The organism is Yersinia antarctica (assembly GCF_056636475.1).
Genome location: NZ_JBSJQF010000001.1, coordinates 2,129,454 through 2,150,808, shown reverse-complemented (window position 1 = coordinate 2,150,808; position 21,355 = coordinate 2,129,454). Strand labels below are relative to the sequence as shown.

Sequence of the window (21,355 nt, the reverse complement as noted above, 5' to 3'; positions counted from 1 at the left end):
GGATTTTTCATTTCATAATGTCTCATCTTGTCTCGTGAAAGCGCAGTTTAAAATAAGTATGTGGATAACAATCCGCAGATAACATGCTATTCCCCTTCCCTTTCAAACCGTCAAAATGCTCAGAACGCGCCATAGTTTGACAGGATATCGGCTGCACCTATTTCCGGGTCGTGATAATCCATGCGGCCCAATGACATTGCACTCGTTGCGTCAACGACGCAAAAGCCTCGGCTGGAGCGGTACTTTCAGCACACATGTGACCAGAACAACAGGTAATACCCGTTTAAATAAGATGGGGGAGATACTCCGGGTGGCATCGTAATAGAAACTTTCGCTTTCAGAACGGGCTGGAATTATGGGCTTTGACCCACTCTTCACTGATGGGATGAACAAAATGCAACTCACTGGCGTGCAGCATCAGCCGTGGAGTCCGTTCGGTACCTGGCAGCAGGCGACCGCCATACAGGTCACAACCCAAAATGGGATGGCCCAACTGCTGACAGTGGATGCGGAGTTGATGAGTACGCCCGGTTTCTGGGGTTAGCTGTACCCGCGTTAATGGCAGTAACGTCCCATCTTCCAACTCATGATAAAAGCACTCCACGACCCGATAGTAGGAGCGAGCCGGCTTGCCGTGGATTGGGCAAATCGACATCAGCGGGAACAGCGCCGGATCTTTGGCAATCGCTGCGTCTATCATCCCTTCGTTGTCATCCAGATGTCCGCAGAGCAGTGCGCTGTACACTTTGGTCACGGTGCGCTGGCTGAACTGTCGACAGAGGGCGGCATTTATAGCCTTATTGCGGGCAATCACCATCAGCCCGGAAGTGCCAAAATCCAAGCGATGAACCAGGGTACAGCCGGGGAGTATCTGTACTAACCGATGATGCACCGAATCCAGATTTTGCGGATTTTTCCCCGAGAGGCTAAGCAGCCCAGCAGGTTTATTGATAAGAACCAGGTGATCGTCCTGATAGAGAGTCTCTATCTTGTCATGACACGGCGGGGCAATAAAGGTATCGATTATCTTAGACATCAGGCTACCCGGATGAAGAGTGGGAGCGGATGATACCGAATTTTAAACCGACTGGCGAATCCTGAGAGCAGGTCCCACCAGCCTCTGATAACCCCCTCCAAACTCAAGTAATACCGTGATCAGGTCCTGCAATCTGGAACAGACTCAAAAATTACAGGTATAATCCCACAAATTATTCAACTGGTTTAGGAACGAAGATGACAAAACTCACCTTACAAGAGCAGATGCTAAAAGCTGGATTAGTGACCAGCAAAAAAATGGCCAAAGTCCAAAGAACAGCTAAGAAATCACGAGCTCAGGCTCGTGAGGCAAGAGAGGCTGTGGATGAAAATAAAAAAGAACAACTTGAGCGTGATAAACAACTAAGCGAACAACAAAAACAAGCGGCTTTATCTAAAGAGTATAAAGCTCAGGTGAAACAGCTCATTGAAATGAACAGAATCGATATTTCAAAAGGCAATATTGGTTTTAACTTCACAGATAATAATTTAATTAAAAAAATAGTTGTGGATAAGCTCACTCAAGCTCAGCTGATTAGTGGTCGTCTCGCCATTGCTCGTCTGGTTGTTGAGAACAGTGGCGAGAGTGAATACGCTATTATCCCCGCGAGCGTAGCCGATAAAATTGCGCAGCGAGATGCGAACAGTATTGTATTAAATAGTGCGCTTAGTCAGGAAGAGCAAGATGGAGAAGATCCGTATGCCGATTTCAAAGTGCCCGATGATTTGATGTGGTAATTAACAGTTTGCAGATGCTTATGTATGAAAAGCCCCTCAGGGCTTTTCATTAAGATTTTATGCTCAGCCAATTCATGGAAAACGCAAAGCGATTTAACCAATGTGTTGCATCCATCGAGTGAATTCACAGCCAAAAGCGGGTGTTGATATAAATAGAAGACGTTAGCCTGTTAGGCATTGCAGTCATAATGTTTTTTTTGAAAAGCTCACTGACATATGACGGATCTATGATTTTGATTGATAATGCCGATAACCAATTTATGGGTATTACCTGTTTGCTACTGCATCGCTGGTATGAATTGCACTGGTGGTCGGGATTCCGGGATGCCCACGGTCTCGCTCCCAGGTAAAAGGGGCAAAATCACAGTTTTCATCACGCCAATGAGGTTTGCGCAGTGCATAAATCACCAAAGGTACCATGCAGAAGAACAAGGCTAATGCGATCAAAATAGCGACATACTCCTTGGGGCTACCCACCACAATTTGGCTAGGTGGAATGAAGCTAAAGATGAAAGCAATACACGAACTCAGTAGCCCTGTACCACCAATAATCCACATCCCTGCATTACCGCCAGATATACAATAAGGCCGTGGTCGGTTTGGTTGACTAAAGCGCAGGTAGATAGCCGCACTGAACATCAACATGTACATAATGAGATACAGGATGACGGTCAATTGGCTCAATATCTGGTAGGCCGATTGAACTGAGGGAAGTACCACGAACAAGATAGATAGCAAGGTAACAATAAGTGCTTGAACACATAGGATATGCGTCGCCATACCATTTTTATTGATACTCTGCCACCAGCGCGGTAAGTATCCGGCCTTAGCCACTTCCAATAACCCGGATGAAGGCCCGGCAACCCATGTCACTACACCTGCTAATACCCCCACAGCCAGACAGCATGCCACTATCGGCCCTAGCCATTCGATACCGGCCCACTTAAACAGGTCGTAATAAGTCACTAACAAACTTTGCGTCAGATTGATATCAGACTCGGGGATCACAAAAGCTATGGCTAACGTGCCCAAGACAAAAATAAGTACAGTCCCTAAAGCAGCCAACATAATAGAGATGGGATAGTTTCTCTGCGGGTTCTCTACATCTTTGACATGGATGGCATTCATCTCCATCCCAGCATAAAACAGGAAGATACTGGCGGCTAAAACCACATTATCGAAATTAGAAAAGTCAGGAACAACGTTATCCCATGACAACTCTATTTGCGAGGTACCTCCACCAATCAAATATGAAAAACCTAATATGATCAGGATAATTACCGGAATGATGGTGCCTATCAATCCCCCCCATTTAGAGACCTTGGCAAAGGTTTCCACCCCCTTAAAGGCAATAAAGGTCGCAAACCAATAAATACACAACACAATCCCGAGCACAAAGAATTTATTGGCCGAGAGTGCTTGATCCCATGTCTGGTCGGGGCCAATAAAAGCTAATGAAACCGCACCAAACGTCAGGACAGTAGGGAACCATACCGTCACCTCAGTCCACAGCATAAACATGGCTAAAAATGCCCAGCGCGGGCCAAAAGCCTCGCCTACCCAGCGAAATACTCCGCCTTTTTCCGGCCAACCGGTTGCCAATTCAGCCGCCACCAAACAGACCGGGATCAAGAAGAATACAGCAGCAAACAGATAGTAAAAAATAGAACTTAATCCATACTCCGCTTCGGTAGGTAACCCTCTTAGACTGACCACTGCCACAATATTCATTACCACTAGTGTCATAATGCCCAGTTTTTTTATTGACGGGCTGCGTTTGGTTGATACGTTATTGTTCTGCATAAACTCACCTCATAATTAGATTATTAAAAGATAATTAAAAACAATCTATTAGATGTGATTGAAGCGGAATTTGTTTTTTATCAATTGAGTAACTCACTTGTAATGTTCCAAAACGAGAATCTAAAAACAAACAATCCATATTATCTGACATAATAAACACCCTATTTATTTAGTTTAAATTTAGCACCGTAGTTTTCACAAAGAATAAAAACAAGTCAGCTAATAATTAAATATAAATCAACCACCATGTCTTATATTGTTTTCAGTTTAAATCTAGAATAAACATGCCAGACAAGCAACACAGAAAGTCAGTATATTTCTCGCATTGATCGTCAACATTTAAAAAATGTAGTTTAATAAAAGCCAATTAAAAAACACTTTGATTTATAGATATATTAATACTTATTGAATGAAGTTAATTTAATAACAAACAGATAATTCATAGCAAAGACATAAGTAGGCTTAGGTATATTAATAGTTATAAATATTACATGCCTTTCAGCCCATCATTATCATGGCTAGTAAACCGTAAGCAGCAAAGGCGACTCTCTGCCAGAGTGCTGCACTCCATTGGAAAGCAGTAATACGTAAGAAACCACTAATCTACGCAATTCTATGGGTTTCCCCCGTCTCACAAGAAATTGTGAGCCATTTTAGCCTGCCAATTACCACCAATCCTAAACGATAATCTTACACAGGCTTTTGAACCTTATAGTTCGAATGTTAATATAGTTGGCTGAGGGAGTTTGATATCACGGCGATAAAGGAAAAGTTTTGAACACTAAAAGTAGAATGCAGTTGTGGCCATGGTTGGCGGTATACGCAATGGTTGTCTTGCTATTGGCTGGGTGCTCAAACAAATCCAATCGTGACTACACCAAACTGCCAAAAGGCAGTTATAACGATAAATCGTATACCGTTAAGTCAGGTGACACACTTTATTTTATTGCATGGATCAGTGATAGCGAAGTGAGTGACCTTGCCCGCATCAACAGGCTCCGCCCCCCCTATAGACTTGAGGTTGGGCAAAAACTTCAGCTCAGCAGTTCTGCGGCGTCCGGGCGACTGGCATCAACAAAGCGTAAATCCTCAAATACTGTACTCGCTGCATCGACACCACCACCGGGTGCTAATCGATGCTGGCGCTGGCCGACCAGTGGCCAAATAATATCGCGCTACTCCAACGCCGACGGTGGTAATAAAGGCATTGATATTACGGCTAAACGTGGGCAGCCAATCTACGCGTCGGCCAAAGGGCGGGTCGTGTATGTCGGGAATCAGTTACGTGGTTATGGCAACCTGATAATGATTAAACACGGTGAGGATTTCATCACCGCTTATGCCCATAACGACACCATGCTAGTGAACAATGCTCAAGATGTGAAAGCGGGACAAAAAATAGCCACGATGGGCAGCACCGGAACAGACACGATAATGTTGCATTTCCAAATCCGTTACCGAGCAACCGCACTTGATCCACTACGCTATCTGCCACCACAAGGGGCAGCGCCTAAGTGTTAGCAGACCGCGGTGTAAGTAGTCGTTAAGTGTTTTAGCGGAATCAAATAAGCAAAAGGCTCCTGTTCAGGAGCCTTGTTTTATTCTTCAGCACTCGAGGCTATCGTTACGCCAGTACTTCTTTCACGAAAGCTTTAATCTCTTCAACTTGGCAGTTATCAAAGAAGCACTGCTGGAAACGTGCACCGCTTACTGCGGTTTTCACTAATTCACGGTCAATAGAGCGCAGTGTATCGAGATAGTTTTCTTTCACTACCGCAGCTTTCACTTGGTTCAAAATACCCGCATTACGTACCTGCGGCTCTTTACGATCCAGCGGGTAACCTTCCCCCTTCACGCCAGTAAACGCTTTTTCAAAGATATAACGCACATTTAATTCAGCACCCCAGCCAAAACCTTTGGCGAATGGCAGTGACAATGCATTACCGTTATTGATCTGAGCAAACAGGAAAGCGTCAGCAGGATCGATGCAATATCCACATACAACACCTGGATGGATGTTTAACGACATCATTGCGCCTTGGCCTGTACCACAGCCAGTAACCACAAAATCCACTGCTTTAGAATTGAGCAGAATGCTGGCCATGATCCCCAGATGAATATAAGTCAGGTGATGGTCGTTTTCATCACTCATGCCCACGTTGTATACCGGGTACGCTTTTTCCGAGGCTACAGCATTCAGCTCTTTCAGAATGATGGCGTTTTTAGTTGCCTGACTGTTTTCCATCATCAGTGCAATTTTCATTATGTTCTCTCCTTTGCGCCAATGAGCTGTGGCCCATTGGGTGTGATAGTTAGACTTGACTGTGCAGAACATAGCACTCTAAAAACAAAATTTCAATTTTAATGAAAAGATGTTTTATAAATATCACATTTTGAGATTTAGTCGCCATGCATCCTACCGGATAACCATGAGAATAGCGGGTGTATGTAGCTGTGTGCGTCACTCATCTGCGACGAATACAAAATCAAATCGGTCAATGTTTGGCCTATAGACCCAAATGCTCGCTTGAATAACATACAAAAAGACCATGCGGATGCATGGTCTTCTCTTACTGGAAATAATCGACAACACTAACTTTAGTGATGCAACATCTCGTGAACTATTTCATCTTTGCCTAATGTGATTGGATAAAACGTTGGCCAGTTATCCATTTCTTTAAACAATGCTTCATGCGACTCATTGCTCGTGTAAATATGAAAATGATGGGATTTTTGTGGTTCTATTATATGGTCACTGAATTGGACAAATTTTGGTGCTTTTGAGTTAGCATCTTTACATTCGAATAAATAGCGTACTCCCTTCTTCCCTGAGTCATAGTGCATTATTTTAAAGCCAGAGTAGCTATACTTACATGAATTAACGGCATCTGAGGTGTGAAAATCAATAGTGTTATTCTCTATGCCAATCATAATGATAGCCCCGGCGGTAATACTCTCGGTATTCTGTAACCGTTTTATCTTTATTTTTTTTCGCTTTATTAACGAGTACCGAATCCAGATCCCCTTTTAACAGATAGGGATTAACCGATTGCCAGACCCCATCCCAATCACTCAGCCCCCTATCCTTAACATCTTTGTCTACAAAGATGCCTTCACTTGCTGTGCGTGCAGCATCCGATTGATGGTGCTCATGTGAGTGGCTATGTTTACCATGCGCAAATGATTTAAAACTGATCAATGAAACACAAACACTCAATGCAATTATGGATAGGCAGTTATATTTTTTAGACATCTATAGCTCCTTATTGGATAGCACGAATGTAATGTTATACTATTACACATACGCTAATCAATAGGCGCTTGTACAGTAGGCCACCAGATATTAGCTGCCGTCGCTGAGGCCGAGCATCGACGTATCCTGGAGAGGGAAAATGGCCGTTGTGCCGCCGCAATGGCTACCAAAATTAAGTCAGGGCGAAAACCACGAATGAAATCAGACATGGCTAGTATTCTTATTAACAAAAAAGCGGGTTATGGCAAAACCGGGATGTCGAGAACCCCTGATTTCCGTTTAGAGAGGAAAGTTAAGGCCGCTATTTAGGCTTACATTGCCTCTAGTTCTTTCTGAGTTCGTCCACAGTACGCAAAAGCTAGCGTTCGAATAACTTTATGGGGCAGACGCCAGACGTCGGGCAGCTTCTATGACAGAGGATCTCCGTCTGGCATGTTCTTCTGCGCTATCTGGTCCCGTTAACATGCGCGCGACCTGTGGAACGGCAGACCACCATCCGGCCAAAGCTAACACCAAAAAAGCCAGATGATCTGCTCCAATGGCTTGGGTAACAATTCCCTCGCGCTGCCCATCGCTCACGGCCTGAATCTTGTATCCATAGTATTCGCGTCGCTGTTCTTCGTCCGGCACCTCATCACTGAATATCAACCCTTCCCAGCGCATGAGCCGACTCAGTTCAGGATTGTCGAGGTGATAATCGTAGGCACGGCCAGCGTAATCGCCAATATCTTCAACCGCAAAGGATGTAATGGGCAACGCCGATGCCACCTTGGCCAACTCACTACGTAATACGGCTGAGAACAGCGCTCGCTTATCGCCAAAGTAATTATAAACACGCTCCTTGTTTACCCCGGCCAACTTGGCAACCCGCTCAAGGGTAGTGCCATCGGGTCCGAGTCGGGCGAATTCGGTCATCGCCGCATCCAGAATTTTGCGTTTCGTCCCTTCAGTATCCCAAGCCATTTTTCTTCTCTCTCATTTATAGGTTGTTGCTGTCACGTAATCATACTATAGTTATTTCCAACTAAAACGTTGGAGTTGTAATTTTACTTTATAATCGGAGTCTGAACTATGAAAAACACCATCCTCATCTGTGGATATGGCCCGGGTATTTCCCATGCAGTCGCTCGCCGTTTTGGTAAGGCGGGTCATCCCGTAGCCTTGATTGCGCGCAATGCTCAGCATCTCGCTGATGCGGTAACGGAATTGACCGCCGAAGGCATCCAGGCTCGCGCTTTCCCAGCCGACCTTAGCGATGTTAAAGCGATTCGACATGCCGTCACGGACGTACATGAGATAATGGGGCCTATAGGTATCCTGCACTGGAACGTTTTTCTCGATATCGAAGGTGACCTGCTGTCCACTCAGCCCGCAGATCTGAGCAAGAGTTTCGATCTTCGCGTTGTTGGCTACATCACCGCCGTACAAGAGAGCAGGAACGACCTTGCGGCATCAAAAGGTACCGTACTGGTTACCAGCGGCGTCATGGCGCTCGATGACCCACAAATCAATGCGTTCGCCATCGATTATGCTGCGATTGCCATCAGCGTTGCAGCTCAACGTAAAACTACCCATATTCTGGCGCATACCCTCGCGTCACATGACATTCATGTCGGTGAGGTGATCGTCAACGGCTTCGTTGAGGGAACACCGGGCGGTGTGGGTAAAAGTGATACCGTCGCACCAATGGACATCGCTGACCAATTCTGGGAGCTGCATACTGCACGTCAGGTACATTCCGTCATCGTTGGGGGTGCTGTACCGATATCGGAAGCAGAGTTCCATGGCTGAAAATACGCAATTCTCAGGCTTGGCTGATGAGACCTCCAGCAAGCCCCCTCACCTCAGACCAGCTCATTACGCGAGTGGGCCAGGTGTCACTCTACTGGTCGCGGTCGCCCTGTTGGTGCTGACCCAGCTTTACCTGGCAATCCCTTTGCTGACGTACGTCGGTCACTCTTTCAGCCCGGCAACACCGGGGGCCGTCTCGTTCGCGCTGGCCACTTGTTTCAGCCTGGCCTATGCTGGCGGGTTCCTGCTCTGGGGGCCGTTATCGGATCAGTATGGTCGTCGGCCAGTGATGCTGATGGGGCTGAGCGCCCTGTCGATTGCCACACTTGCCTGCGCCTTCGTGCCTTCGTTGCCATGGTTGGCGGGACTTCGGATGTTACAGGGGCTGGCAGCGTCCAGTTTTGCCCCGGTAGCACTGGCCTATCTTGCTGAAGCGGTGCGGATACGTCACCGAGCAACCGCCATCGGGGCCATGTCTACGTCTTTCCTCGTGGCCGGCATCCTTGGGCAAGTATTCGCGGCCTGGGTGGCGTTACGATGGGATTGGTTCTGGGTATTTCTGACCACGGGAGGCGGTCTTGTGGTCATGCTTCCATTAATTGCGTTGATGATAAAGGAACCGGCACGCACTATCGTTGAGGGTCATCTGGGCCATCGTTTCGTAGCATTGGGCAAAATTGCCGTGCGGCCTGCCATTCTGCTGCTGTCATTTGCACACATCACACTTCTCCTGTCTTTCGTTGCGATGTATACGGCGTTGGGGCCGCATCTGGCGGGCTTGAACCTTTCTCCTGCCACAGTCATTGCACTGCGCTTGGTTGGATTGCCAGGGATGTTCATCGCCTTGCTGGTCGGGCCGCTTGCTGCTCGGATCGGGATGCCGGGCGTTGCGGGTGCAGGTTATCTGGTTGCGGCCGTGGGCTTGGCCCTAGAGGCTGTGTTAGCGCAATCGCTGACCGGTATTGCCATTGGGAGTCTGGTCTTCGTGGTCGGCGTCGCTCTCGCTATTCCGGCAATGATCACCCAGTTTGGTGATCTGGCGGTACCTAACCGCGCAGCGGGCATGGCCCTCAATGGTTTTGTCCTGTTTATCGGAGCCAGCATCGGTCCATTTATCGTGTCCTGGGTGCCCGGTTTCGTCCCGCTATTGGTGGGGCTTGCGGTGGCACTTTTACTGGCCACTGTCTGCGTTGCGGGCAGTGCATCGCTTGCTTCATCCACGAGGAAATCATGAATTCTATCCGTTCTTCGCTCTCTTCAATTCTGACTTCCTGCCGTTGGATCCTGGTGTTCCGCATCAGTCTAGGGCTTACCGCTGCTCTGTCTGCTTTCGCGTTGCAAACAGCCTCCGGTGCGGTTGGAGATAACCCGATCAGCATCCCAGATACTCATCATCAAACCAGTCAGCGTTCGGTCACTCTGGATGGTCAACCCGCCGCACTCAGCCGTTACGAGAGGCGCGATGAGCGCAATGCCTTCCTGGAGGGAGAACACTTTAGTACGGTGATCGCCGCCGATGGCACACTCAAGGGTTTTGCCAACATCTCGCTCGACCTGGTGGGGAAACCGTTACCGTCTCGTGAGCGCGCTGAGCAGATTGCGGCAGAGTTCTTGCGTAAGGCTGCGCCCGACTTGCTGACCAGCCTAGGGAGAGCGTCTGTTACTCTCCATGATGAACCTATTCGCTTATCACACCCAGGCCGTAACGAGACTGTCCAACTCACCGGTTTAAAATTCAAGGCACGCAATCTGGCTGATAGGCGTTGGTTCTGGGTCATCATCGGTAGCGATGAGAAACCGATGCTGTTCGAGCGCGATCTGGAATGGGCAACCCTGCTCGCTCGCCGCAAAACGGAACAATGGCTGCATGACCGATGGATAAAAGCACAAGATGCCCAACAGATCAGTAAACCAAGCCGTTGGAATCTGCCATGGACTCATTAACTCAGATTGTTCTTGGCAGCAGTGTCGCCGCACTTGTCGTCCCCCCACATCATCGACGCCAGGCAATACTGGCGGGTGGAGTACTCGGTACTTTGCCCGATCTGGACGTGCTCTGGTTCAAAGTATTCAGCAGTGATGTGGTTACAGAAGTGACCTGGCACCGTGGTCCATCGCATTCACTCTTGATGCTAACGTTGTTGGGATTGCTGCTTTGGCTCTTGCTCAAGTCTCGCAGTTCGCTGGTTCGAGGTGCCCCATTGCGGTGGCTGTTGGCGATCTGGCTGGCCCTGATAACACATCCGTTGCTGGATGCCTTTACCGTCTACGGTACGCAGGTGCTATGGCCCATGAAGACCCCACCCGTCATGTGGGCGACAATCTTCGTCATTGATCCGTTGTATACAGTGCCGTTGTTGATAGGGGTTATGGCTGCCTGGCAGCTTTCACCACATAAAACTGCGCAGCAAACGAGTGGCTCAGGCCGAGACAGGGCGGCACACAATTGGTTGGTAGCAGGCTTGCTCGTGAGCTCGGCCTACCTGGTTTGGAGTGTTGCCGCCAAATCTTTGGTTGACCGGGTAGCCTCGCAAAGCCTGGCTGTTCTGAACTTGCAGAATGCCCCGCGTTTTTCTACACCGTTTCCGTTCAACACGCTGGCTTGGCGGGTGATTGTGATGGTACCGGATGGCTACTGGCTCGGTGACCGATCCCTTGTCGCGGATCGGGGAGCGATGCAATTTACTTTTCACGAAAGCGACAACCAGGCGTTGGCGCAGTTCACATCCGTACCGCAGTTGAAACGTCTATTGTGGTTCACACATGGGTTTATCGCCGCTCACGCTCAGCGACGTGAGGATGGCGAGCTTCGGCTGACCCTTGCAGATCTGCGAATGGGGTTAGAGCCCGATTATTTTTTCCGCTATGACATTGCTGGCATAGATGAAAGTGGCCACTGGGCAGCAGCACCAGAAATTACCCAATTGCCTGAGTCGGGTGATACCGCCAAGATGCTAAGCTGGGTGTGGAGGCGTATTTATTACAGTAAAGCAACACCGTGAGTGACAAATGGAATTGTAATACTCTAGAACAGAGTTAATTGATTTATTGGATTATTTTCGCTAAACGGTGACTATCTGTAAGCCAATGCATTAGTAAAAACTGATACATCATCCTATAAAAAATTATCTGAAATAAAAACTAGCTCCGATATTAGTGTGTTTTCTGCGTGATTTGGCCTCAAACCCCAGTAGCACTCAACAGCAGAATGATAGGCTGTTAGTGCTACTGGTTTAATCGCGCCGACTGCGGTTAGCGCTTCTTGCGGTTACGATGCATATCTATGGCGACGGCACTGACAATAATGATGCCTTTGATAATGTCCTGAATGTAGGAGTCCACACCAATAAAAGTAAAACCACTCTTAATCAGTCCTAAGATTACGGCGCCAATTACTGTACCGGTGATACGACCGACCCCACCCATCAAGCTGCTACCACCAATAACGGCAGCCGCAATCGCATCCAATTCATAAGATTGGCCCATGCTTGATTGCCCGCTACTCACCCGGGCGGCCAAAACCACGCCCGCCAAGCCAGCTAATCCCCCGGCAATGGTATAAACCGTTACCAGATATTTATTAACGTTAATGCCTGATACTTTTGCTGAAATCATATTCCCGCCGATGGCATAGACGTATTTACCATAACGGGTGTGTTTCAGTGCAATATGGAATATCACCGCAATAACCAAAAAAATGATAACGGGCATAGCACCTTGCCCAACCGCGGTAAAATCATCGGAGAGAAAACTTACCGGATTGCCTTTAGTGTAATATTGGGCAAGTCCTCTGGCAGAAACCATCATTCCTAATGTAGCGATAAAGGGAGGAATACCTGTACGGGTTATCAAGAAACCATTAATAAATCCACACAGTATCCCGACCCCTATGCCTGCAATAATAGGGATAGCCGCGGGTAAATCCAATAAGTGCGGATACATAGGTGAAATACTTTCTGATGTCTGTGCCAGACTCGCCGCGACAACAGCCGTTAATGCAATTAAAGAGCCGGATGAGAGATCAATGCCGGTAGTGATAATAACTTGTGTCACTCCGACGGCAATGATACCTATAATAGCCACTTGCAGAACGATCAATAATAGCCGATTAGGATTCAATAAAAATGATTGGTCGCGAATAAACCAGCCAAGGAACTCAAAAATCAATGCAATACCGATCATGACAATAAAAATACCGGTATCTTTAGGTAATTTCCCTTTAAATCCAGACATGAATGAATGTGTTTTTGTTGACTCAACCGTTAATGATTTAGCAAATTTAACATTACTCATTATCGTTACCTTCCAGTAATTATTCTGAGGCCAGGGCCATTATCTTTTCTTGACTAGCATCTTGTTTGTCTAATATTCCAGTGATGTGTCCGCTGTGCATGACCATAACTCTATCACTCATACCAAGAATTTCAGGTAGCTCAGAGGAAACTAAAATAATGGCTACACCACGGTTCGCCAGTTCACTAATTAAACGATAAATTTCTGATTTTGCCCCAACATCAATACCTCGAGTGGGTTCATCCAGAATAAGTATTTTGGGTTGAGCTAATAACCAGCGTGCTATGAGCACCTTTTGTTGATTACCGCCACTTAAATTATTAATTATTTGATCCATCGTAGGTGTTTTGATGTTTAATTTTTTAATCTGCTCCATGCAGTCTTGAGCCATTTGTCCATGACTGACAAAACCTTTTGTATTAATGTACTCAGAAAGATTTACGATGCTCATATTCTCAACCACAGACAAGACTAAGAATAACCCTGACTTCTTTCGGTCTTCGGTAAGAAAAGCCAATCTTTGTTCAATAGCCTTTGATGGGGAGTCGATATTGACTGGCAGACCATCGATAAAAATTTCACCACTGTCCGCAGGATGCATACCAAATAAGCTTTCCATAACCTCACTACGACCTGCGCCAACCAAACCAGCAACACCCAATATCTCGCCTCGTTTTACGGAAAATGAGATATTGCGAAATAACCCATCTCGCCGTAACTCATTAACTCGCAAAACTTCTTCACCAATATTATTATTAAATTTTGGGAACATATGAGTAAGTTCACGACCGACCATCATGGTGATTAATGATTGTTTTGTCAGGTTTTCCGTTTTATCTGTGGCAACAAACATGCCATCGCGGAAAACACTTACCTCATCAGTAATTTCGAATATTTCATCCATTTTATGGCTGATATAGATAATGCCTTTCCCTTGCTCTTTTAACTCAGTAATAATCGCAAACAGATGAAAAACCTCACCTTCGGTCAGCGCTGATGTCGGTTCATCCATTATTAAAACATCTGCATCATAAGAAACAGCCTTAGCAATCTCTACCATTTGTTGGCTAGCAATATTCAATTCACCAACCAGCATATCTGGTTTCAATTTTATATTTAAATGCTTTAATAAATCCTTGGTTTTGCTGTTGAGCAAATCGTGGTTAACAAAACCATAATGAACGGGCTCTCGCCCCAACCAAATATTTTCTGCCACCGTCATATGCGGGACTAAATTTAGCTCTTGATGAATCATTGCAATACCAGCATGGAGTGCATCTAATGTATCACTGAAGCTAACCGTTTCGCCCTTTACTTTTATTGAGCCTTCATCAGGATGATATATTCCTATCAAACATTTCATCAGGGTCGATTTTCCTGCGCCATTCTCTCCCATTAATGCATGGACACTTCCTGCTTTTATTTTAATGCCCACTTTATTCAATGCCTTGACACCAGGGAATTGCTTACTGATGCCTTCAGCCTCGAGAATGTAAGGATACATATCATCATCTCCTTGGTCATCATAATACGCTCAGTGGGTAAGCGCCGTACTTATCAAAAAAGTGATAACAATAAATACGGCACCACCTATCCATTAAAATATATTTAATGAATATTTGATTTTTCATGTATAAAAATTTGACTTGAAAAGTTAACTTATTTCTGTGTTTTTATAATTAACTATTAGCCAGGGGAAAAGGTTGTTTTCACTTTTTATTTTTATTAGCAAAGTCTTGGTAATTATCTTTAGTGATGAGTTGATAAGGAATCATAACACTGCTTTCAACTTTCTGGCCGGAGGCTAATTTAATCGCAGTTTCTACAGCGCCTTCTCCTTGACCTTTAGCATCTTGGAAAATACTGACATTCAAATCGCCTTTCTTAATAAACTCAAGCGCATCGGGTGTGCCATCAATGCCACCAATTACTACGCCATTTTTCTTCGCTTGTTTTAAGGCTAAAATAGCCCCAATGGCCATTTCATCATTATTTGATGCAATGGCATCTATTTGTTGCCCAGACAAAACCCAATCAGTGGTAACGTCTACCGCTTCTTTGCGGAAAAATTTTGCAGTTTGCTTATCAATGATATGAATATCTGGATACTGAGCTGCAACTTTCTCTACTCCCCGAGTTCTATCACGAGTAGCCTCACTCGAGAGTTCCCCCATCAGGATCATTACGTTACCTTTCCCCCCCATCAGCTTCGCTAATTCCTCCATCTGTAGACGACCTGCAAGCTCAGAATCTGATCCCACATAGGCCATACCAGCTGGTAACGTTATTTCAGGACGGCGATTCACAAAAACCAATGGTATCTTCGCCTGTTCAGCTAATTTGATCATTGGCTTTACACCTTGAGTATCTACCGGATTCAGAATAATGGCATCGACCCCTTGACTGACAAAATTCTCTACCTGCTGAATTTGTTGGGCAATATCCCCTTTTGCATCCTCGAATTGCCCAGTGACATTCCCTTCTTCTTTCATTTTGTTTTGCATAGCCTGACGTAATATTGTCAGGAAGTTATCATCGAAGTAAGCCATGGAAACGCCAATTTTAAGATCTTTAGCATAAGCACCCAATGGCAACAGACAAATAGCGAGTGAGGCGATAATGATTTTTTTCAGCTTCATGAACTATACCCTTCAAAAGTGGAATGCATTAACATCTCAGCGCCTGCTTATTGAAAATATTTTTTTATAACTGCATGACTCGCAGAAGATAAAAATAGTTATTTTAGGCACTTCAATGCACTTCCGTGAATGCAAACGCCCCATTCCCGGCTTGAAATTCACAAATAATCAATATAAAACAATTGGTTAGTTTTTTATTATCTATTCTTCCATCTATCACCTCTTTTTTTAAATATTTATTTCATAATTAAGATTATTGAAATTTTTAACACCAAACAACCGAAATTTGTGTTTTGCGCAGAGCAAATAACAAAACTATGACATGGATCTAACAAATGCTGGTAATTTGAACACTATCGAGTAACCAAGCACATGCCTTGGCAATGAGGAAATCTTCTTAGTTGCAGTTTGTGTGGCAGAGGGAAATTGTAACAGGTATAGCGGTGATGCCCACAGTATCTATGTGAGCATCAGTTATAGCAGTCTTGCATGTGAAAAAGTAACCCCAAAGAATTGCATCACTTTGGTTTGTAATGAAAATTACAAAAAACATTCCCTTTTACCGCCAAGGAAATAAATCAACCCATAGCAAATGGCTATCCGCAGTAAGAGGCTGTAATTGCCCTCCCTTAATTGCAGGCAACCACCAACAGCCTTGCGAAGCAGTAAGTTGGTGTGTTTCGGTATGGCAAACAAGCCAGTTTCCCTTCACAACGTAGATCAATCCACTATGGGAAACAGGGAGTTTTTGTGCCGAACTCACCGACGATACCGATGCCTGCCAGCAACCGCGCCGCGTCATAATATTAAAGTCTTGACTACTCCCTCCTAATAAACGCGCATGAATAGGGATATCACCGGGGAAAGCAAACGGCTGCAACGGCTTGGAAAGAGTATGTGCCTCCCAGCCTGGGCTGGATAGTTCAACCCCTTCACCTGATAGCAGCGTAATTGACCGATCGATATCCGAAAACATTGAAAACGGGCCATCCTGTTCGATTGTAGCAATGCTGGCACGCCAGGCAAAATCATCTCCACCAACGGGCCAACATGCTATTTCACGGGTTTCGCCGCCGCCATTTCGCCAACGGCTAACGGGTAAGCTGGCAAAATCAAAAAGGGTAAAGCTCATCAGACCTCCTGTTGACAGGCTTTCAATACCGTCAGAAAATCCTGTGCAGATTGCTGTTGCATTGGATGATATCTATCCACTATTACCGCTTTGCCTGCCACATAAACATCGCGAATTTGCGATTTGCCCCCCGCAAATAACCACCGATTCAACAAAGATGCCGATTTTGTACCAGCAATATAAGGATCATCGCCATCCAATACTAACCAGTCAGCGCGGTAGCCTTCGGTTAACTGACTAATTTTGCTGGCACAAGCCTGTCGTCCTCCCGCTAAAGCTTGGCTATAAAGCAAATCAGCCACGGCAGGATATTGCTCACTCGTCAGACGATTGCGGCGTTGATCACGCAGGCGCTGACCATATTCTAACCAACGTAATTCTTCCACCACATCCAATGAAACATGGCTATCTGAGCCGATACCCCACCGCCCCTGATAATGCAGATAATCGACCCCAGGGAAAATACCATCACCAAGGTTAGCCTCGGTAGTCGGGCATAATCCTGCCACAGCCTGACTTTCTGCCAAACGAACAAGCTCGGATTTATCAAGATGTGTCGCATGAATCAGACACCAGCGGCTGTCGACTGACAAATGGTTATACAACCATGCAACGGGGCGCTGCCCACTCCAATCCAGACAGTCGTTGACCTCCTTTTGCTGCTCAGCAATATGAATATGTACCGGTAATTGATTATCCGAAGCTTGTAGGATCTCCTGCATTTGGCTGAGTTCTACGGCGCGCAAAGAATGAAAACATAAACCTTGGTTTTGTAATGGCTGATTAACCAATTGTTTACTAATAACCTGCTGCTGTTTGAGATAGCTATCGGTGCTCTGAATAAAACGGCGCTGCCCCTGCTGAGCAGGCTGAGCACCAAACCCCGCGTAGCTGTACAATACGGGTAACAATGTCATCCCGATACCCGCCTCTTGCGCGGCCTGACTCAGTTGAGCGGTCATTTCACCTGGGCAATTGTATGGATTACCGTCGGGATCGTGGTGTAAATAATGAAACTCTGCGACTTGCGTATAGCCACCTTTCAGCATCTCGATATACAGTTGACGGGCAATCACACCAACATCTTCCGGTGTTAATTGCTGTACCAGTCGATACATCAGATCTCGCCAAGTCCAGAAGCTATCCTGTGGGTTACCGGCGATTTCGGCTAATCCAGACATCATGCGCTGAAAGGCATGGGAGTGAAGATTCGGCATGCCTGGTAGTATTGGGCCGGATAAAACCTGACAACCAGTACCACTGCTGCCGGTCACAATGCGCTGAATATACCCCAGTTCGTCAACAGTAATTTGTACGTTATCTGCCCATCCACTCGGTAAGAAAGCACGCTCGGTAAAATAAACTGGCATAGCGATATCCCAATATTTTGTTCAGAGTCAAACGCGCTAAGCAGCAGCGGCGTCAATTAATTAAACCACTCACTTGTATATACATATACATACGCTAAATTCAACCGTAGACTTAGCATATAAACTTTTTATTTGACGAGGTTAACGCCGTGGCGGAACAACAAAAAGTCTTACAATTAAGTGCCGCAATGGATGATACTCCTGCGCCAATTTATCAACGGGTTAAGTTGGCCATTATCCACCAGATCAGAAGCGAGGTCTGGCAGCCCCATCAACGCGTTCCCTCAGAAAGCGAGCTCGTTGCTGAGCTGGGGGTCAGCCGTATGACCATCAATCGTGCGTTACGTGAATTAACCAATGAAGGTTTCCTTATTCGTATGCAAGGCGTGGGAACTTTTGTTGCTGAAGCAAAAGCGCACAGTGCCTTACTTGAAGTTCATAACATTGCTGACGAGATAACCGCTCGAGGTCATCGCCACAGCAGTAAAATTCTGCAACTAGAAGCTCGCCCGGCAACCCCTGAAGAAGCGGTAGCGTTGGGGATCCTGCCCGGTCAACAGTTGTTCTACTCGCAAATTGTGCATTATGAGAATGACTTCCCTGTTCAAGTCGAAAATCGCTGTGTTAACCCAAGCACGGCCCCCGACTATATGAAGCAGGATTTCAATCACATAACTCCTTACAGCTATCTCACACAAGCCGCGCCTCTGACTGAAGGTGAACATATTGTTGAAGCCGTGATCCCGAGCCAGACTGAGCGACAACTGCTGCAATTGGATGAGCATGAGCCTTGTCTGTTGATTCGCCGAAGAACCTGGTATGGAAAAGTCGTCGTCACTGCGGCGCAATTACTGTATCCAGGCTCACGCTATCAACTCTATGGTCGTTTTACCCCACAAGGCACCGTGACGTCCTGATCAATTTTATTTCTCTGTGAGAACTGCGAAGTGTTACGCAATTGTTTAAATCTCTATCTTGCTGATAGTGACTTTATGCGCTAGGTTGTCCATGATTGTATATACAACTTAATTTCTCTGTGTACTCGCCATCATTAACGCTATAGCAACAAATCAATTTCGGAGCACTGACTTACGCCAGTGATTCAATCAGTGAATAGCGCTGTGGCGTCGGGTATAAAGGGTATAGCTTGAAGGAGTGAGATGGTGTCAGTAATTCACTGTGACAGTTTGTGGTACGGTGCCGATATCGTGACCATGTGTGGAGGGGAATATCATCTGATACCGCAAGGAGCAATAGCGGTCACAGGCGGTAAAATAGTCTGGATTGGGCCACATAAAGAGTTACCAGCACTCCATGCCTCACGTGAGATCGTCTTTCAAGGTGGCCTGATTACCCCTGGTTTAATTGATTGCCATACACATCTCGTCTTTGGCGGTGATCGCAGTGCTGAATTTGAGCAACGCCTTAATGGGGTCAGCTATGCAGAGATTGCCGCTAATGGTGGTGGGATTATCTCGACGGTTAGGGCAACACGGAATACCAGTGAAGAACAATTGCTCGAACAAGCTTTATTTCGGCTGAAACCTCTTCTTGCCGAGGGCGTGACTTGCATAGAGATAAAATCCGGTTATGGCCTTAGTCTTGAAAGTGAAATAAAAATGCTGCGGGTTGCCCGCCGTTTGGGTGAATTACTCCCCATTACAGTTAAAACAACCTGTTTGGCAGCACATGCTTTACCACCTGAGTTTGCCGGCAGAGCAGACGACTACATTGATTTCGTTTGTAATACCGTCATTCCTCGGGTAGCTGAAGAGGGGTTGGCCGATGCCGTTGACGCATTTTGTGAACACCTGGCATTTTCACCGGCACAGGTCGAGCGCATATTCTTGGCCGCCCAGAAAGTCGGTTTGCCGGTCAAACTGCATGCCGAGCAACTGTCGGCACTTGGTGGCAGTACTCTTGCAGCAAAATTTAATGCATTGTCGGCCGATCATCTTGAATATGCCACGAAGTCAGATGTTCAAGCCATGTGCCATGCGGGTACTGTGGCGGTATTGCTACCAGGTGCTTATTACTTGCTACGTGAAACACAATGCCCCCCCATTGAACTGTTTCGCCAGTATGGTGTGCCAATGGCCTTGGCCAGCGATGCCAACCCAGGAACCTCCCCTGCACTCTCTTTGCGTCTGATGCTCAATATGGCTTGCACCTTATTCCGTATGACACCGGAAGAAGCGTTGGCGGGTGTCACATGCTATGCCGCTCAGGCACTTGGTCTGCAAGAGACTCAAGGCACATTGGAAATTGGCAAACTGGCAAATTGGGTCCATTGGCCACTATCCCGCCCGGCCGAATTAGCTTACTGGCTAGGTGGCCAATTATCTGCGACTGTCGTTTTCCAAGGAGAGGTTCGCCCATGAATCTAACTGACCCGTTAAGTTTTCACTCCGGTAAACTGCCTTTATTAATCAGCATTCCTCATGCTGGCACCCGACTAACCCCCGTGGTGGAGGCTGGCCTAACAGCTGCCGCACGCCCTTTATCAGATACTGATTGGCATATTCCTCGTCTCTATGATTTTGCCCGAAATATGGGGGCCAGCTTACTAATAGGTAATTACTCTCGCTTAGTCGTTGACCTTAATCGCCCAGAGGACGATCAACCACTGTATACCACAGCAACAACTGGCTTATTCCCCGAAACGTTGTTCGATGGGCGACCTTGTTTTATCTCAGACAAAACACCGTCGCCGCAGGAGCGTCAATCTTACCTGTTACATATCTGGCGTCCTTATCATCAGCAACTTCAATCCGAATTGGACCGGCTTAAAGCACAGTTTGGCTATGCATTGCTGTTAGATGCACATTCAATTGCATCAGTTATTCCGAGATTATTTGAAGGACAATTACCCGATTTGAATTTTGGTACCAATAGTGGTGTCAGTTGTGACCCATCATTAAGCAAGCAATTAATTGAATGTTGTCAACATCAATCCACCTTCAGCCATATATTGAATGGGCGCTTTAAAGGTGGTCATATAACTCGGGCATATGGTCTGCCCCAGAATCAGCAACACGCCGTGCAACTGGAATTATCCCAGTTAAACTATATGTCTGAAACTGAGCCTTATCACTACCGACCTGAGCGAGCCACGCATTTGCAGCAGTTACTCGAACAGTTAATTCATATCATGTTGTCATGGGGTGAACAGCACTATCAACGCTGAAACGTAACATTCCACTCACTGAGTTTTCAGTCGGTAATAAATGCAAAAAAGGCGGGGTTAATCCCGCCTTTTTAATTCACCTATTTCCGACACAGAAAAGGGTAATAATTACTG

19 protein-coding genes and 2 pseudogenes are annotated in these 21,355 nt (G+C 46.2%); 10 read left to right on the top strand and 11 right to left on the bottom strand.

What is annotated here, in order from left to right; translation table 11 throughout:
* Positions 1–82: 82 nt before the first annotated feature.
* A pseudogene (locus tag ACWJJO_RS09925) lies at positions 83–298 on the top strand (tyrosine-type recombinase/integrase); the annotation flags it as partial.
* Positions 299–337: 39 nt separating this feature from the next.
* Here the strand turns inward: ACWJJO_RS09925 and ACWJJO_RS09920 are convergent.
* Positions 338–1,036 (bottom strand): RluA family pseudouridine synthase, encoded by a 699-nt coding sequence (locus ACWJJO_RS09920; protein WP_420073106.1) that lies wholly within the window; start codon positions 1,034–1,036, stop codon positions 338–340.
* Positions 1,037–1,233: 197 nt separating this feature from the next.
* Between ACWJJO_RS09920 and ACWJJO_RS09915 the strand changes: the two genes are divergently transcribed.
* Positions 1,234–1,773, top strand: coding sequence for a DUF2058 domain-containing protein (locus ACWJJO_RS09915; protein WP_083159033.1), 540 nt, complete (start codon positions 1,234–1,236; stop codon positions 1,771–1,773).
* Positions 1,774–2,040: 267 nt separating this feature from the next.
* Here the strand turns inward: ACWJJO_RS09915 and gadC are convergent, their stop codons facing one another.
* Positions 2,041–3,576 carry a glutamine/gamma-aminobutyrate antiporter GadC gene (gene gadC, locus ACWJJO_RS09910; RefSeq protein ID WP_481090977.1) on the bottom strand — a complete coding sequence of 512 codons (1,536 nt, stop codon included), beginning with the start codon at positions 3,574–3,576 and terminating at the stop codon, positions 2,041–2,043.
* A gap of 792 nt (positions 3,577–4,368) precedes the next feature.
* Between gadC and actS the strand changes: the two genes are divergently transcribed.
* Positions 4,369–5,097 (top strand): amidase activator ActS, encoded by a 729-nt coding sequence (gene actS, locus ACWJJO_RS09905; protein WP_193784817.1) that lies wholly within the window; start codon positions 4,369–4,371, stop codon positions 5,095–5,097.
* 103 nt (positions 5,098–5,200) lie between these two features.
* Here the strand turns inward: actS and ACWJJO_RS09900 are convergent, their stop codons facing one another.
* The 4 genes and pseudogenes from ACWJJO_RS09900 to ACWJJO_RS09885 all read right to left on the bottom strand — a co-directional run bounded on the left by ACWJJO_RS09900 (position 5,201) and on the right by ACWJJO_RS09885 (position 7,792).
* Positions 5,201–5,839, bottom strand: coding sequence for an RpiB/LacA/LacB family sugar-phosphate isomerase (locus ACWJJO_RS09900; protein ID WP_005185124.1), 639 nt, complete (start codon positions 5,837–5,839; stop codon positions 5,201–5,203).
* 335 nt (positions 5,840–6,174) lie between these two features.
* A pseudogene (zinT, locus tag ACWJJO_RS09895) lies at positions 6,175–6,829 on the bottom strand (metal-binding protein ZinT).
* A gap of 53 nt (positions 6,830–6,882) precedes the next feature.
* On the bottom strand, positions 6,883–7,038 hold the full coding sequence (locus tag ACWJJO_RS09890; protein WP_193784669.1) for a hypothetical protein: 156 nt from the start codon (positions 7,036–7,038) through the stop codon (positions 6,883–6,885).
* 166 nt (positions 7,039–7,204) lie between these two features.
* The gene (locus ACWJJO_RS09885; RefSeq protein ID WP_042569675.1) at positions 7,205–7,792 is read right to left on the bottom strand and encodes a TetR/AcrR family transcriptional regulator; all 588 of its coding nucleotides are present in this window, start codon (positions 7,790–7,792) and stop codon (positions 7,205–7,207) included.
* Positions 7,793–7,900: 108 nt separating this feature from the next.
* Between ACWJJO_RS09885 and ACWJJO_RS09880 the strand changes: the two genes are divergently transcribed.
* The 4 genes from ACWJJO_RS09880 to ACWJJO_RS09865 are packed head-to-tail and all read left to right on the top strand — an operon-like array spanning position 7,901 to position 11,622.
* Positions 7,901–8,620 (top strand): SDR family NAD(P)-dependent oxidoreductase, encoded by a 720-nt coding sequence (locus ACWJJO_RS09880; RefSeq protein ID WP_481090976.1) that lies wholly within the window; start codon positions 7,901–7,903, stop codon positions 8,618–8,620.
* A complete protein-coding gene (locus ACWJJO_RS09875) occupies positions 8,613–9,854 on the top strand; it encodes an MFS transporter (protein ID WP_481090975.1) in 1,242 nt (413 codons plus the stop codon). Before ACWJJO_RS09880 ends, ACWJJO_RS09875 begins: the two co-directional genes overlap by 8 nt.
* Positions 9,851–10,564: a hypothetical protein gene (locus ACWJJO_RS09870; protein WP_481090974.1), complete on the top strand. Its 714-nt coding sequence runs from the start codon at positions 9,851–9,853 to the stop codon at positions 10,562–10,564. Before ACWJJO_RS09875 ends, ACWJJO_RS09870 begins: the two co-directional genes overlap by 4 nt.
* Positions 10,552–11,622, top strand: a complete 1,071-nt coding sequence (locus ACWJJO_RS09865; RefSeq protein ID WP_481090973.1) for a metal-dependent hydrolase — start codon at positions 10,552–10,554, stop codon at positions 11,620–11,622. The genes ACWJJO_RS09870 and ACWJJO_RS09865 overlap by 13 nt, the downstream gene beginning before the upstream one ends.
* A 250-nt stretch (positions 11,623–11,872) precedes the next feature.
* On the opposite strand, the gene ACWJJO_RS09860 is transcribed toward ACWJJO_RS09865, so the two are convergent.
* The 5 genes from ACWJJO_RS09860 to ACWJJO_RS09840 all read right to left on the bottom strand — a co-directional run bounded on the left by ACWJJO_RS09860 (position 11,873) and on the right by ACWJJO_RS09840 (position 18,054).
* Complete coding sequence (locus ACWJJO_RS09860; protein WP_083159040.1) at positions 11,873–12,913, bottom strand: ABC transporter permease; 1,041 nt, start codon at positions 12,911–12,913, stop codon at positions 11,873–11,875.
* 19 nt (positions 12,914–12,932) lie between these two features.
* Complete coding sequence (locus ACWJJO_RS09855; RefSeq protein ID WP_481090972.1) at positions 12,933–14,417, bottom strand: sugar ABC transporter ATP-binding protein; 1,485 nt, start codon at positions 14,415–14,417, stop codon at positions 12,933–12,935.
* Between the two features lie 205 nt (positions 14,418–14,622).
* Positions 14,623–15,552: a sugar ABC transporter substrate-binding protein gene (locus tag ACWJJO_RS09850; protein ID WP_083159042.1), complete on the bottom strand. Its 930-nt coding sequence runs from the start codon at positions 15,550–15,552 to the stop codon at positions 14,623–14,625.
* 559 nt (positions 15,553–16,111) lie between these two features.
* Entirely contained in the window at positions 16,112–16,684 is a 573-nt protein-coding gene (locus ACWJJO_RS09845; protein WP_083159043.1) for a HutD/Ves family protein, read from the bottom strand.
* Positions 16,684–18,054, bottom strand: coding sequence for a formimidoylglutamate deiminase (locus ACWJJO_RS09840; RefSeq protein ID WP_481090971.1), 1,371 nt, complete (start codon positions 18,052–18,054; stop codon positions 16,684–16,686). Before ACWJJO_RS09840 ends, ACWJJO_RS09845 begins: the two co-directional genes overlap by 1 nt.
* Positions 18,055–18,203: 149 nt before the next feature.
* On the opposite strand from ACWJJO_RS09840, the gene hutC reads away from it, so the two are divergent.
* The 3 genes from hutC (at position 18,204) to hutG (ending at position 21,241) form a co-directional block, all read left to right on the top strand.
* Positions 18,204–18,971, top strand: coding sequence for a histidine utilization repressor (gene hutC, locus ACWJJO_RS09835; protein WP_083159045.1), 768 nt, complete (start codon positions 18,204–18,206; stop codon positions 18,969–18,971).
* A gap of 243 nt (positions 18,972–19,214) precedes the next feature.
* Positions 19,215–20,435, top strand: a complete 1,221-nt coding sequence (gene hutI / locus ACWJJO_RS09830; RefSeq protein WP_372569110.1) for an imidazolonepropionase — start codon at positions 19,215–19,217, stop codon at positions 20,433–20,435.
* Positions 20,432–21,241: an N-formylglutamate deformylase gene (gene hutG, locus ACWJJO_RS09825; RefSeq protein WP_083159047.1), complete on the top strand. Its 810-nt coding sequence runs from the start codon at positions 20,432–20,434 to the stop codon at positions 21,239–21,241. The genes hutI and hutG overlap by 4 nt, the downstream gene beginning before the upstream one ends.
* The last annotated feature ends 114 nt before the right edge of the window (positions 21,242–21,355 follow it).

Excerpts from the sequence above, each read along its gene's own strand:
- ACWJJO_RS09865 (WP_481090973.1), top strand. The coding sequence starts at position 10,552 with ATGGACTCATTAACTCAGATTGTTCTTGGCAGCAGTGTCGCCGCACTT.
- actS (WP_193784817.1), top strand. The coding sequence starts at position 4,369 with ATGCAGTTGTGGCCATGGTTGGCGGTATACGCAATGGTTGTCTTGCTA.
- ACWJJO_RS09885 (WP_042569675.1), bottom strand. The coding sequence starts at position 7,792 with ATGGCTTGGGATACTGAAGGGACGAAACGCAAAATTCTGGATGCGGCG.
- ACWJJO_RS09860 (WP_083159040.1), bottom strand. The coding sequence starts at position 12,913 with ATGAGTAATGTTAAATTTGCTAAATCATTAACGGTTGAGTCAACAAAA.
- ACWJJO_RS09850 (WP_083159042.1), bottom strand. The coding sequence starts at position 15,552 with ATGAAGCTGAAAAAAATCATTATCGCCTCACTCGCTATTTGTCTGTTG.
- ACWJJO_RS09900 (WP_005185124.1), bottom strand. The coding sequence starts at position 5,839 with ATGAAAATTGCACTGATGATGGAAAACAGTCAGGCAACTAAAAACGCC.
- ACWJJO_RS09870 (WP_481090974.1), top strand. The coding sequence starts at position 9,851 with ATGAATTCTATCCGTTCTTCGCTCTCTTCAATTCTGACTTCCTGCCGT.
- ACWJJO_RS09855 (WP_481090972.1), bottom strand. The coding sequence starts at position 14,417 with ATGTATCCTTACATTCTCGAGGCTGAAGGCATCAGTAAGCAATTCCCT.
- ACWJJO_RS09890 (WP_193784669.1), bottom strand. The coding sequence starts at position 7,038 with ATGTCTGATTTCATTCGTGGTTTTCGCCCTGACTTAATTTTGGTAGCC.
- ACWJJO_RS09840 (WP_481090971.1), bottom strand. The coding sequence starts at position 18,054 with ATGCCAGTTTATTTTACCGAGCGTGCTTTCTTACCGAGTGGATGGGCA.
- ACWJJO_RS09920 (WP_420073106.1), bottom strand. The coding sequence starts at position 1,036 with ATGTCTAAGATAATCGATACCTTTATTGCCCCGCCGTGTCATGACAAG.
- gadC (WP_481090977.1), bottom strand. The coding sequence starts at position 3,576 with ATGCAGAACAATAACGTATCAACCAAACGCAGCCCGTCAATAAAAAAA.
- hutI (WP_372569110.1), top strand. The coding sequence starts at position 19,215 with ATGGTGTCAGTAATTCACTGTGACAGTTTGTGGTACGGTGCCGATATC.
- ACWJJO_RS09845 (WP_083159043.1), bottom strand. The coding sequence starts at position 16,684 with ATGAGCTTTACCCTTTTTGATTTTGCCAGCTTACCCGTTAGCCGTTGG.
- hutG (WP_083159047.1), top strand. The coding sequence starts at position 20,432 with ATGAATCTAACTGACCCGTTAAGTTTTCACTCCGGTAAACTGCCTTTA.
- ACWJJO_RS09880 (WP_481090976.1), top strand. The coding sequence starts at position 7,901 with ATGAAAAACACCATCCTCATCTGTGGATATGGCCCGGGTATTTCCCAT.
- ACWJJO_RS09915 (WP_083159033.1), top strand. The coding sequence starts at position 1,234 with ATGACAAAACTCACCTTACAAGAGCAGATGCTAAAAGCTGGATTAGTG.
- ACWJJO_RS09875 (WP_481090975.1), top strand. The coding sequence starts at position 8,613 with ATGGCTGAAAATACGCAATTCTCAGGCTTGGCTGATGAGACCTCCAGC.